Genomic DNA, 12,840 nt, shown 5'->3' with positions numbered 1-12,840 from the left:
TGACGGATCAAGCGGATGACACCATTGGAGAAATCCGCCTTCCGGAAGAGAGAGGCTCGTTCTAACCTTGTGCGAGCGAAATGTCGTGTCAAAGGTACTCCCATGCCCAGATTGCAACGGTTCCCCGCACTGCTCTATGTTCTTACCCTCTGTTTGACGTTATTCACTCTACAGGCTCAGGCTGCCGATAAGCCGGACCCGGCTTTTGAAAAGTGGGTAAAGGAGTTCCGCCAAACGGCCGTTAAGAATGGGATTTCCCCCCAGGTTTACGACCAGGCCTTTAAAGGCATTACCTCTCCTGACCAATGGGTGCTGGATAGAGCCAGTTACCAGCCGGAATTCAAGGCGCCGGTGTGGCAGTACTTCGACAACCGTGTGCAAAAGCGCGCTATCGAGCGGGGCAAGCGGGAAAAAGAGAAGATGCAGCCCTGGCTCGATAAAATCGAGAAGCGCTTCGGTGTGGACCCCAATATCCTACTGGCAATCTGGTCGGTGGAATCGAGCTTCGGAGGCATTCTTGGCAATGAGACGGTAATGCGCAGTGTAATCCGCTCTCTCGCGACCCTGGCCTATGCAGACCCCCAGCGCAAGAAGTTTGGTCGGCAGCAGTTGTTGGCGGCACTGAAAATCCTGCAGGCCGGTGATGTTGAAGGTCAACACCTGCTTGGATCTTGGGCAGGAGCTATGGGGCACACGCAGTTTATCCCCACCAGCTACCAAGCTTATGCTGTGGACATCGACGGCGACGGCAAGCGTGATATCTGGAATTCGGTGCCGGATGCACTGGCTACCGCTGCCAATTTACTTTCCAGTAATGGCTGGCAGAAAGGTAAGCCCTGGGGCTATGAGGTCACCATTCCCGCCAAGAAAATGCCGGGCGGCAAATTGACAGTTGCGGAGTGGGAAAAGCTCGGAGTCAAGCGCGCCAATGGTGAGCCCTTTCCAAGTAAGAAAGCGGTGGCGGAGCTGAAGCTGCCTGATGGGCGCAATGGTCCGGCATTTCTAGTATTTAAGAATTTCTTTGTACTCAAGCGTTACAACAACTCCGATCGTTATGCTATAGCCATCGGTTTACTTTCGGATCGTATTGGCGGCGGCGCGCCGCTGGTGAAAGACTGGAACCGCCCATTTACTCCCCTCGACGGCAGTCAAGTTGAACAGTTGCAAAAACTGCTGAAGCAGAAGGGTTTCTACAGTGGTGAAATTGATGGTAAAGCTGGTCCGGGAACCCGAAAAGCGATAAAGGCATTCGAGAAGAGCGCCGGTGTGGAGGAGAAGGGCTTTCCCAGCAAAGAGGTATTGGAGTTGCTTCAGAAACAGTAGGGCGCCTCTAAAAGTTCTCATCCGGTAGTAGGCTGTCCTGCAATAACTCGAGGTTTTCAACTACCTCCTGGGGTTCGTGGAAATAGGCGATGTGATACATCGCCTCGCCCTCCTGCACCAGTGGGATGTTCTGCTTGCCGATTATGATTCCCTCGCCATTACTGCGTACCTGGTCTAGTTCATTGCCATAGGGGTCGGCAACAGTGGCGAGCAGGTCACCTTCGTACACTTGATCACCAAGCGCTTTAAGGTGGGTGGCTATGCCGCTGTCGCCGGCTCTTAGCCAGCCACTGCTACGAGCGATAAAGGGCTCTATTAAGCTGCGTCTGCGCCTTACCGGGAGCATACCCAGATGCCTGAGAACGTTAGTCACTCCTTTCAGCCCAGCGCGAATGCACAACTCATCAAAGCGCAGGGCTTCTCCTGCCTCATAAAGGAGGATTCTCACTCCCCGATCTGCGGCCGCCTGGCGTAGGGAGCCATCGCGAATCGATGCATTTAGCAATACCGGTACACCGAAAGCCTTGGCCATGGCACGGGTCACATCGTCGTCGAGATTGGCGCGTACCTGGGGAAGGTTACTGCGGTGGGCGGCTCCAGTATGTAGATCGATGCCGTAATCGCATTTGGCCACTATCTCACGCAGAAATACATGGGCCATACGCGCAGCCAGGGAGCCTTTGGCAGAACCGGGAAAGCTGCGATTGAGGTCGCGGCGATCGGGTAGGTAGCGGGTGTGCTGGAGCACACCGTAGACATTGACCATAGGTACGGCAATCAGGTTACCGCGAAGGGATTTTAGACTGCGGCTCTGAATCAAACGGCTGATGATTTCGATGCCGTTCAGCTCATCGCCGTGCACGGCCGCACAGACAAAAATCGTGGGACCCTCCCGTTTACCGCGCTGTACATAAACGGGTATGGCCATTTCTGTATTGGTGTAGAGGCTGACTACGGGCAGGTCTATATGGCGGGATTCCCCCTTGGCCACTGCGATACCGCCAATTTCAAAGTTCGGGGATTCTTGCATGGTTATGTTCGCAATTGAGAGCTCTAAGTTTAGGGAATAGAGCAGGCCAGGATGGGCCCCTGTGAGGGGCGCCAGTAGGATTTTAGAGCCTGATTAGCGGCATATTGGACGTAGTGTGAGAGAAAATCCTTGAGCCGTTCAGCCACATTTGCAGGGCGGGATTCCAATATCCGGAAGTGGTGTACCATAGACCAGTCTCAATATCGGCGATCAAGCCGATACCGCGCCAGGGGCCAGGGGTTTGTCCAAAGGCTCTGCCATTTCTGTCCTCGGCATCTTTTCCCTGAGACCATTGCACCGTGCCCTGTGCGTCGAAAATAGCCAGCGGTTTTCCCTGTGAGTCAGTGTGATAGTACTCACAGCGGCCGGAGCTCCAGTGGCAGAGTACGGATCCGTTTAAGGGGTGTGTTATCCAATGGCCGATGCCGCGGGATTTACCATCGATCTGGTGTGCTTCAGCCCAGATGCCCAGGCCACTCCAACTGCTGGTGACCCGGCGCTGGCGTGACGACTTGCGATGGGTGCAGGTTTTACTCAGACGGCGCCCGAACGGGTCATAGCGGAAATGAGTTTTAAAATCGCCGCATTCTGCGGTGCTCATCAGCCCCCAACCGTCGTACTGGTATTGATAATCTCTGCGCCCGGGAATTTGCCGCTCGGCGACCACGTTGCCGCGCTTATCCCTGTCAATTTGTGCCTGGGGAAACCCGGTCTGGCGTATTGGAGTAGTGAGCTGTAGCGGGGGGCACTTATCAAATTGCCAAGCGAGGGCGAGTCCACTTTCCAGGCTAAAAGGGCTTCCAAACCGATGTTTGACTATACTGCGCACCTCTCCCTGGATATGAATAGTGTTTTGCTCTTTGAACTCACTGCGCAGCACCGGCTCGCCATTGCCATCCACACCGTAAAGCGCGCCACAGGGTGTGAGCGTGTAGGCCAAGTCGAGGTTGTCGGAGCTGGCGCTTCTCAACCAGCCGCGTGAATCGTACTGATACCTCAGGCTGAAATCGCGCACGTCACTGCTGTCGTGGTTCTCGGCGATAACCCGGTTGCGTCGGTCGTATTTAAAACGGACAGATGAATGTAAATTGTTAGCTTGAATCAGGCGTTTTTCAGTATCGTAATGGAACTCATTAATTTGGCCATTATTATTGCGTATGCTGGCGAGGGTGCCTCTGTCGTAATAGTGGAAGTACCAACGGCAGTCGTTATCACAGTATTCACTCAGGCTGCCATCAACGCTGTAGTTCCAAGTGAGTTGGCGCTCGTCCGGGGTGCGGTGGCTGATCAGTTGGCCGAGTCCATCATATTGCCAGCAGTAATCTCCGGTGGGGGTTTGCAGCTGGGTCAACTGGCCCTGGGTATTGTGGTGTAAAGCCCATTGGTTGCCATCGGCGAAATGTATCTGGCAAATACGGCCGCAGCTATCGTAGTCCCACTGCAAGCTTTGGCTGTTACTGGCATGGATGGCGTGGGGTTGGCCACGCTCGCAGTAATCGATTCCATATTGGTAGCTGCCTATGTGGGACTCGCGTAATTCGCCGGTGGGGCCATAGCGCCACTCACGCCAAGCTTCCCCATTGACGACCAGCGTGGTCATGCGCTGCCAGTGATCGTATTCGAAACCCCACTGCTTTTCCCCTCGGCGAATCGTTTGTAACTGCCCCTGGCCATCCCAGGTAAACTCAATGCAGCCGCCCTCGGGATCTGTAATTTGCGTGAGCATACCGCGATCGCTATAGAGCAATTTCCACTCTTGCTGTTCCGGGTCGATAATTGACTGTGGCCGTCCCTTGTCGCTGTAAGTGAACAGCCATGATTGTTGTTCACTTAACTGTACTGCCTGTGGGTAGCCGTCTTCACTGTATAAATAACGCTTGCTGTTGCTCCCTTCGGTGATGCGCCGCAAGCGGCCAAATTCATCGTAGCGGAAGAAGGAATGCTGTCCATCGGCATTAATCTGCTGGCATAGATTCCCGTAGCAGTCGTAGAGCCAGCTTTTTTGCCGCTGCCCTTGACGCTCTTTGGTGAGCTGGCCGAACTGGTTGAAGTGCAGCTGTTGTGGAGTTCGCTCAGTATTTTCTACCTGGCAATTCCCACGGTTGTGTTGCCAGGTTAATAATGTTACCGATTCCTCTTGTATCAGCCTGTGGCAGTGCCCTTGCAGGTCGTATTCAAATTGACGCTTGCCACTCACACCGCTGTGCGCTTGCACAAGCAATAAATCGTGATAGTGATAGCTCTCCAGATCATGATTACTGTGGACTTCGGTTAGTAGACCGCCCTGGAATTCATAGCTGCACAGATTGCGCTGATCGTCGGGAGCGTGGTTATTCAGCAGTTTGGTAAGGCGCCCGCCGCGGCTTTCGAAGTCGAGTACCCGCCCCCAGGAGCTGACAATTTTTCTGGGTAACCCTTCGCTGTAATCAATGGTTAGGGAATTGCCGAACTGATCTCGAATCTCGGTAAGCGGGAGTGCACTGTTGACTCCATCTGCGCGAAAAATTTTATCGGGCTCATTAAAGGTGGAGAGTCGATAGCTGTGCAGACTCTGCCGGAATAGCAGCAGTCGTTCGAAGCGGTTATAACAGCCGTGCCCAATCGCGGGTAACTGGAATTGAATCTTGCGGCCTTCGGCATTAAACAGTTCTACTTGGTTATCCTGCACCAGTAACTGTTCGCTCAGCGAATGACGCCAGCCAGCTCCAATTCCACTGTCTTCATCGATACTAGAGCGGTAGTATCGTTTCCAAGAAAATGGCAGTGGCCCCGGTATTGTGAGGTCCACACATTCGAAATTCAGTTCGCCGGTTGCAATGATTACCTGTTCGTGTACCCGACGGCACCGGCTAAGAGCGGGGACATGAGTCCCTAGTGGGTTGGTACCGGGAGTATTAATAAATTGAACTGGGCCCTCATTGACTCCGGGTAACAGCTCGACTTCAGGTGCAGCTGAAATTGTATAGGTGTTGACCTCGACAGTAGGTGGTTCTGGCCACAGAGGTCGGTGGTGGCCGTCAGTAATTTGGGCCTCGGGAAGTTCTTCAATAGCCTCCACCCAGCGATAGGCTGCCGCAGGATTTCCCTGGGGGAAGGTGGCTGTGGAGGGGCTTAAGACTTTGAGCAGGTTGGGGACCAGCTGGGTGAGACGTTCCGGTGTCATTCTTCAGCTTCCGGCAAACAGTTTTATCGTTGCGCTTTTCTGATAGTTACATCTGGTGATTTTGGTCTTTGGGTTGCGCTCTGCTCTTGTGCGAGTATCTGCGCTGCGGGTTGGGAGGAGTATTCAAGAATACCCGCACTGATATTGTCGCGCCCTCCCATTCTGTTGGCATCATCAATAAAGCGATAAACACATTCCAGAGCAGGGCGGTGAGTGGCAAGCACTCGCTCAATCGCATGATCGTCCAAATATTCAGTTAAGCCATCAGTGCAGAGTAATAGCAAAGCGTTCTCTGTTAATTTCCAGCTATTAATTTCTGCTTCTACAGAATTGGAAACGCCCAAAGCGCGGGTTATGTGATTTCGTACACTGGATTGCTGTGCCTGCTCCTCGCTTATTTGACCACTGTCTATCATTTCCTGAACAACACTGTGATCGCGTGTAAGGCGCTGTAAGCCGAAGTTATTCCATAGATAAGCGCGAGAATCACCAATATGCGCGACGATCAGGAAATCGTGCCACATAACAGCGACAACAATTGTTGTTCCCATTTTTGCAAAATGCGGGTTGGTATTTTTTGTGTTTAGGAGGGCGTTGTTGGCACTGTTGATAGCGTCGATCAAAGTCGCGCGTAAAATCAATTGTTGTTGCTCGGGTGTGCAGGAGAGGAAGGTATGTTTTAAAAGGTCTTCTAAATGGAATTGAACGGTTTCTGCCGCTATTTTGCTAGCTGTGGCACCGCCTGTGTATCCCCCCATACCATCCGCTATCACGATATAGGCGAAAGGTTGGTCGGCGCTGGCATACCAGCGAATACTATCCTCGTTTTCCTCGCGAACTTGACCAATGTCAGTGCGTCCGTTGACCGCCAGACTTATCTGATCCATGTCTGGTGCAACTCCCCTTTATTTAAATAGCAACAAAATGCAGCGTAACATGATTACAACCACTAACCAGAGTTCATGTTAACTTGGCAGTAGACTAAGTTTGAAATTTTTTTCCCTGATTTGCGATAATAAAACCTTTATTCATCACTAGAAAGGCATTGCGCCTTATAAAAAAGGATTTGCTGGCAAAATGCCTCGTTTGCCCAGGCTCAATCTAATAGATATCCCTCAGCATATTGTGCAAGTTGGTCACAATAATTTGCCGTGCTTCTTTGATGAGGAGGATTATCAATATTATTTGATTAGTTTGCGCAATGCTGCTGATCAGTACCATGTGGATGTGCACGCATACGTCCTACTGCCCAATATGATTCAGATTATTGCCACCCCGAGGGTTCCAGATGGCATACCTTCAATGATGCAATCTCTAGGGCGTCGTTACGTACAGTTTGTCAATCACCGTTACAAGCGTTCCGGCACCATTTGGCGAGGGCGTTATAAATCCAGCTTGATTGACTCCGATGCCTACTTGCTGACCTGCTACCGCTATGTGGAACTGCGCCCTCTTTATTTGGGACTTGCTGACTCACTGGGAAATTATCAGTGGTCAAGTTTCAATCATCATGTAAACACTAAGCATGATAATTTGATTAAAGATCATCGTTTATATACCGACTTGGGTGAAAATGCCGGGCAACGTGCACAGGCTTATCGCCAGCTTTTTCGCTATAGCTTTGATAGCCGGCTACTGGATTACATCGCTGAAACCATTAAGTTGGGGCATGTTCTGGGTGGAGATGCTTTTAAAGATAAGATTGAACAAATCGCCAATCAGAGGGTTCGTCCGCTGAAAAGGGGACGACCAAGAAAGTCGAATAAAATCGAAAAACAAGTAGTGGAAACCAAATAGATAAAAACGCATGATGAGTACAAGGGGTTTCGTTGTGCTGCGTATTTTTTTTACCTGTGGATAATTAACTGTGAGCAAAGCCACTATAGCTGCCGGATTTCAAATCCACGGCGATAAAAATAAAAAGGAAGAAACCATGGACCATGGCAGTGATATTCTAAAAGTCGCAATCTTGGGCGATTTTAGTGGTCGCTCCAGCCGTCGTCAGTGCGAGCCTGAGACTATTGCTCAGCGCAGGGTATATGTGCTGAACCGGGATACTTTTGAAGGAGTATTCAGTGATCTTAGGGTGAGCCTGCAGTTACCGGTGATGGATGAGCCACTGCAATTACCTTGTTTCGATGATTTACACCCGGATTACCTCTACAGCCGTCTACCGCTTTTCAAACATTTTATAGCGCTCGGTCAACGCCTGCGTGATCCTGGCCAATTCCAGCAAGCCGCAGAGGAGATTCGTCAGTGGAAACCGGAGCTGACTGAAACCGGGCAAGAGGCTGCGGATTATTCATCTGAGCAGTCAATCCTCGATGAGATTCTCGCGGCGGGTCGCGAGCGCCTGGCTAGGGAAAATGGCAGTGCTTTCCAGGTGGATCAACTGATTAGGGACATTGTTGCCCCCTATGTACAAAAAAGCGTGGATCCCATGCAAGGGGAGTATTTAAACGCCTTGGCCGAGGCGACCTCTGACACTATGCGCAAGGTGATGCATCATAGTGATTTCCGCCAGTTGGAGGCGAGCTGGCTCAGTCTGCATTTCTTAATGAGGCGACTAGACGAACACCCAAATTTGCAGCTGCACCTGATTGATGTCAGCAAGGAAGAGCTGCTTGCCGATTTTGCCAGTGCTGAGAGCGATCTTGAAAAGTCTCAGGTTTTTAAATTACTGGTTGAGCGTGAAACAGTCGCCGGTGACCGTCCCTACAACCTCGTGTTGGGTGACTTTTTTATTACGGACGAGGAGAGAGATCTGCATCTGTTGATCGATCTCTCCACTATTGCGGAAGCGGCTGGAAGTACTCTGCTTCTCGGAGGGGACACCAAACTGGCCGGCTGTCCCAGCTTGGCAGGATCGGTTGATCCAGATGATTGGTATTATCCTTTGAGTGAGCGCTTTGCCGAAAGCTGGCAGGCGGTACGGGATTACTCCGCCAGTGAGTATGTTGCACTGGCCGCCCCCCGCTTTATGTTACGGCTGCCATTTGGCCGTGAGACCTCCACCACTGAGCATTTTGATTTTGAAGAACTAACCCCCGATCAGGGCCACCAATACTATCAGTGGGGTAATAGTGCCTATCTGCTCGCCTTGGCTATCTGTCAGGGTTTTTCCACAACCGGCAGATTCCAGGCTCCCACCTCTGCAACCTATGAAAGCCTGCCTTTGCATCTGCGTAAACTGCCTCAAGGACAGTGGATTACCCCCTGTGCTGAAGCGTTGCTTACCGATCGTGCAGCAGCAGAGTTTAGTCAGGCGGGGTTGAGTACTATGCGCTCGGTACAGGGCCGCGATCAGATTGTCCTCCCCAGTTTGAGATCTCTCGCCGGTGGAGAATTAAAAGGGCCCTGGAGTTAAAAAGTATTTCCCGGTCACGGCATTCTCTGTAGGCCGGGTTTGAATTTCTTGTGTGGAAGGCCATTGTGCCCGAATCATTTTCGCTCTCTTTGGTAGTTTGTGTCCCAGCGGATGAGCGAAGTACAACAACTGTGTGAGTCAGGAAGACATGGATCTAATTCTCTCAGTATTGGCCGACCCCGCAGGGGCCAATATGCTCAAGCACACCAAGCTGTTCACTAAAGATGGGGGTAGTCTGGGGCGCTCTGCTGATAATTACTGGGTGCTACCCGATCCCGAACGTGTTGTCTCATCTCAGCACGCGCAAATTTCTTTCAGTGATGGGCAATTTTTCCTGACAGATACCAGCACTAACGGTACCTATCATAACGATGGCGATAACCCGCTGGGTAAAGGCAATAAACTCCCTCTGAGCGAGGGGGATATCATCAATGTGGGTGAATATCGCCTCAAGGTGACGTTGCGACAGCCTCAGGCCGAAAGTGACCTGCCAAAGGGATTGGGCAGTGCCGATTTTCTCGATACTTCCGATCGCACCACCTTCAATGCCAGTGCTATGGCCAAGATGCAGAGCCAAGCGGAGGCAAAGCAGCTGGATAACTGGTTGGAACCCGGTGGCAGCAACGATATTTCCCAGTCTGGCGAATGGGGTTACGTCCCACAGAGTAGTCAGAGTGCTCCCGCGCAGGATGATTTACTGGCTGCAGATCCGGGTCCACTGGACCCCATGTCGGCTTTTGAGCAGCCTCAGTCTTTCGGATCGTCAGATGTGCAGGGACTCGGTTCATTTGGTAGCGAACCCCAAGGGCAGGCGGCGCCAGGGCAATGGTCCGATGATGAGTGGTGGAAAGATGGCAGTGCCCAGGACCATGTGCCGGCAGATCAACACTCTGTGCAAATTGCTCCACAAACTCCGGCCCAGTCATTTGAGGCTCCTCCCTCCACACAGCCTCAAGCACCTCAGCCGCAATCTTTCCAGGCGCCAGCTCCGCAACCCCAGGTAGCTCCTCAGCCTCCGCTTGCGCCCCCATCACAGCCAGTTGCCCAACAGCAGCCCCAGTTCGCCCCAGCGCCAGTGTCACCACCCCCGGTACAAATGCAGCCACAAGCCCCGCAGGCTCCACAGGATAATCCTTTTGCGGATTCTTTTGCGGCAATACAGGGACAACAGGTAGCGGGCGCACCGGGCTTTGATACTGCACAGGCGCCTCCTGCAAGCCCTATGGGTTTTGCCTCTCAGGGGCAGAGCTTTTCCCAATTGCAACAACCGACTCCTGTTCAGCAGAGCCCGGCGCCTGAAGTACCGGTAGCGCCGGTGCAGCCAGCCCCGGTTCCTCCGGTATCCAGTGTGCTGGCAGCAACGCTGGGCCTGAATATGAATCCCGGGCAACAACAAATAGCCGATCAACAGGCCGCGGAGATCGTCCGCGAAACGGTTTCCCGCCTGATCGACCTCCTACGTGCGCGCAGCAGTATCAAGAATGAGCTGCGTGTACAGCGCACTATGATCCAGACAGAGGCGAATAACCCACTGAAATTCAGTGCCACGGAGAGAGATGCGTTGGAGGCGATGTTCGCCGGTAATGGTGCTTTTTTACAGCCCAAGGAGGCGGTGCAGGATAGTTTCGATGATCTCTCCGATCACCAGGTCGCGGTGCTGGCGGGGATGCGCGCTGGTTACAGTGCGATGCTGCAGTATTTCAGCCCGGACAATATTGAACGTCGCCTAGGGAATACCTCTGGTGTATTCGGCAATAAGAATGCAAAGAAATGGGAGGGCTTCAGCGCGATGTATCGGGAATTAGTGGGCGATCCGGATGCTTGTTACCGCAAGCTTTTCGGTGATGAGTTTGCTGTGACTTATGAAAACCAGTTGTCTGAGCTGAAGAATGCCAGACAGCTGAAAAATTAATAGATCGGAAGAGGGAATTGGTCGTGTCCATAACAAAGTTACTGAAATTCACCCTACTCGGAATACTGGTAGTTAGTCTGGCAGCGTGCCAAACAACTAGGCGCACCCTGAATCTGGATACCAGTGTCGAGCTCTCGGTCAACATCCGCAATGACGTCAATCCGGATGATGATGGTCGTGCATCGCCGGTGGTAGTGCGCGTGTTTATGCTGGCAGACGACCGCCAGTTTGCCCGAGAGGATTTCCTTAATCTTTATGAAAATGCGGAATCCCGTCTCGGCAAGGATCTCCTAGATACCGTTATCCTGAAGGAGTTCGCACCTGGTGAGCAGCGTGTGGAAGAGCTGCCTTTGACTCCAGAAGTGAAGTACATCGGTTTATTGGCAGAATTTGTGCAGTATCAAAAAGCCGATGCACTCATGGTGCTGCCGATAACCGACCACAAAAAGAATAGTTATCAGATTGCCTTGGCCGACACGCGTATCGGCACACCCGATAATATCGCCAAGCGACGCCGAGGCATTGTTTCACCGCTATCTCGCAACGATACCAGTGGGAAGAAGGGCGACACGGTGACAATTTCCAGTGAAGACTATGACTTGATGAAGAAGCGTCTTCAGGAAGCGGAAAAATCTAAATAGAGCGTCGCTCAGCACAGGTTTAATTAAGCCCACTTCAAGTGGAATTGGGTTTTACAAGGAAGACATATGTCGGTTAACAACAAGGTGATCTGGAGTGAGGGCATGTTTTTACGCCCTCAACATTTCCAGCAGCAGGACCGCTATCTCGAACAGTTAGTTGAGGCTCGCACAGCTTCGCTAGGGCCCTATACCTGGGGTGTGGTGGAGCTGGCGATCGATAGTGAACCGCTCTCTATGGGGAAGATATCGCTATCCCGTGTACGTGCGATATTTCCCGATGGTACGCCAATTCTTGCACCGGAAAATGAAATCCTACCGGATGTCCTGGATGTGCCGGTTAACACCCGTGATGAGATCGTCTATCTATGTGTACCGATGAAGCGTCCCGGCAGCCAGGAATCCATCCGTGACCAGGAAGATTTTCCCCAGGCGCGCTACCAGACAGCAAACTTCGATGCGCGCAATAGTGCCGCAGCCTCCGGGGAGTCTGCCCGTATCCAGGTGGGCAAACTGCGAGTGTGTCTCAAGCTTGAGAGCGATGATCTCAGTGGGTACGCGTCTATTGGTATCGCTAGAATACGCGAACGCCAGCCGGAGAAACCGGTCGAGTTGGATTCAGACTATATTCCGCCGCTATTGAATGCAGAGACTTCAGCGGTAATCAAAGCCTATATCGAAGAGGTTAAAGGCCTGTTGGATCACCGCGGCTCCGCGCTGGGACACCGCTTGAGTGATAGTGGCCGCAGTGGCTCAGCAGAGATTGCCGATTATCTGTTGCTGCAGGTTATTAATCGTTTTGAACCTCTATTAAAACAGATCACTGCTCAGCCACGCCTACACCCGCACAGTTTGTTTGTGGAGTTACTGCAATTGGCTGGTGAGCTGTCGACATTTACTTCATCGACCAAGCGCCCGCCGGAAATCCCCAGTTACTCGCACGAAAACCTACAACTCAGCTTTGCTGGGTTGTTTTCAGCCCTGCGCCAGTCGCTCTCAACAGTTCTGGAGCAGACTGCTATTGCCATGGAGTTGGTGCAGAGAAAGTTTGGTATTTATGTGGCCCCGGTTTCCGATCCCTCGCTACTGAAAACGGCCAGTTTCGTGATGGCCGCTAAAGCTGATATGCCCGGCGACCTGTTGCGCAGTCGTTTCCCCACGCAGGCCAAAGTGGCGCCAGTGGAAGCTATCCGTGAGTTGATTTCCGCTCAGCTGCCGGGATTGTCATTGCGCCCCTTGCCAGTGGCGCCGAGACAAATTCCCTATCACGCGGGTTTTACCTATTTCGAAATGGAGCGCAGCGGTGAGCTGTGGCAGGCCATGCAGAGATCTGGGGGCTTTGCGGTGCATCTCGGCGCGGAATTTCCGGGGCTGACCATGGAGCTCTGGGCCATAAGGAATAACTGA

Annotated in this window: 9 protein-coding genes; 6 read left to right on the top strand and 3 right to left on the bottom strand. The window is 52.3% G+C overall.

The annotated features are described in order from the left end of the window. Positions 1-102 precede the first annotated feature (102 nt). Complete coding sequence (locus ACJJIC_RS01620; protein WP_444923658.1) at positions 103-1,323, top strand: lytic murein transglycosylase; 1,221 nt, start codon at positions 103-105, stop codon at positions 1,321-1,323. A 7-nt stretch (positions 1,324-1,330) separates the two neighbouring features. On the opposite strand, the gene ACJJIC_RS01615 is transcribed toward ACJJIC_RS01620, so the two are convergent. The 3 genes from ACJJIC_RS01615 to ACJJIC_RS01605 all read right to left on the bottom strand — a co-directional run bounded on the left by ACJJIC_RS01615 (position 1,331) and on the right by ACJJIC_RS01605 (position 6,403). Further along, positions 1,331-2,353 (bottom strand): succinylglutamate desuccinylase/aspartoacylase family protein, encoded by a 1,023-nt coding sequence (locus ACJJIC_RS01615; RefSeq protein WP_444887803.1) that lies wholly within the window; start codon positions 2,351-2,353, stop codon positions 1,331-1,333. An 82-nt stretch (positions 2,354-2,435) separates the two neighbouring features. Continuing rightward, positions 2,436-5,516 carry a DUF6531 domain-containing protein gene (locus ACJJIC_RS01610; protein ID WP_445357836.1) on the bottom strand — a complete coding sequence of 1,027 codons (3,081 nt, stop codon included), beginning with the start codon at positions 5,514-5,516 and terminating at the stop codon, positions 2,436-2,438. A gap of 23 nt (positions 5,517-5,539) precedes the next feature. Beyond that, positions 5,540-6,403 carry a Stp1/IreP family PP2C-type Ser/Thr phosphatase gene (locus ACJJIC_RS01605; protein WP_252084215.1) on the bottom strand — a complete coding sequence of 288 codons (864 nt, stop codon included), beginning with the start codon at positions 6,401-6,403 and terminating at the stop codon, positions 5,540-5,542. 190 nt (positions 6,404-6,593) lie between these two features. Between ACJJIC_RS01605 and ACJJIC_RS01600 the strand changes: the two genes are divergently transcribed. The 5 genes from ACJJIC_RS01600 (at position 6,594) to tssK (ending at position 12,840) form a co-directional block, all read left to right on the top strand. Then, positions 6,594-7,313: a transposase gene (locus ACJJIC_RS01600; protein ID WP_252084216.1), complete on the top strand. Its 720-nt coding sequence runs from the start codon at positions 6,594-6,596 to the stop codon at positions 7,311-7,313. Positions 7,314-7,383: 70 nt separating this feature from the next. Continuing rightward, positions 7,384-8,883 (top strand): type VI secretion system contractile sheath domain-containing protein, encoded by a 1,500-nt coding sequence (locus tag ACJJIC_RS01595; RefSeq protein ID WP_444899260.1) that lies wholly within the window; start codon positions 7,384-7,386, stop codon positions 8,881-8,883. Positions 8,884-9,016: 133 nt separating this feature from the next. Next, positions 9,017-10,795, top strand: a complete 1,779-nt coding sequence (gene tagH, locus ACJJIC_RS01590; RefSeq protein WP_444908527.1) for a type VI secretion system-associated FHA domain protein TagH — start codon at positions 9,017-9,019, stop codon at positions 10,793-10,795. Between the two features lie 23 nt (positions 10,796-10,818). Continuing rightward, the gene (gene tssJ / locus ACJJIC_RS01585; protein ID WP_444887806.1) at positions 10,819-11,436 is read left to right on the top strand and encodes a type VI secretion system lipoprotein TssJ; all 618 of its coding nucleotides are present in this window, start codon (positions 10,819-10,821) and stop codon (positions 11,434-11,436) included. A 66-nt stretch (positions 11,437-11,502) separates the two neighbouring features. Continuing rightward, entirely contained in the window at positions 11,503-12,840 is a 1,338-nt protein-coding gene (gene tssK, locus ACJJIC_RS01580; protein WP_444908528.1) for a type VI secretion system baseplate subunit TssK, read from the top strand.

This window comes from Microbulbifer mixtoriginis (SeqCode), assembly GCF_052468275.1.
The sequence above is the reverse complement of the archived record's forward strand: the minus strand, read 5'-3'. Positions and strand labels throughout refer to the sequence as shown.

Coding starts and splice junctions, on each gene's coding strand:
- ACJJIC_RS01620 (WP_444923658.1), top strand. CDS start 103: ATGCCCAGATTGCAACGGTTCCCCGCACTGCTCTATGTTCTTACCCTC.
- ACJJIC_RS01615 (WP_444887803.1), bottom strand. CDS start 2,353: ATGCAAGAATCCCCGAACTTTGAAATTGGCGGTATCGCAGTGGCCAAG.
- ACJJIC_RS01610 (WP_445357836.1), bottom strand. CDS start 5,516: ATGACACCGGAACGTCTCACCCAGCTGGTCCCCAACCTGCTCAAAGTC.
- ACJJIC_RS01605 (WP_252084215.1), bottom strand. CDS start 6,403: ATGGATCAGATAAGTCTGGCGGTCAACGGACGCACTGACATTGGTCAA.
- ACJJIC_RS01600 (WP_252084216.1), top strand. CDS start 6,594: ATGCCTCGTTTGCCCAGGCTCAATCTAATAGATATCCCTCAGCATATT.
- tssK (WP_444908528.1), top strand. CDS start 11,503: ATGTCGGTTAACAACAAGGTGATCTGGAGTGAGGGCATGTTTTTACGC.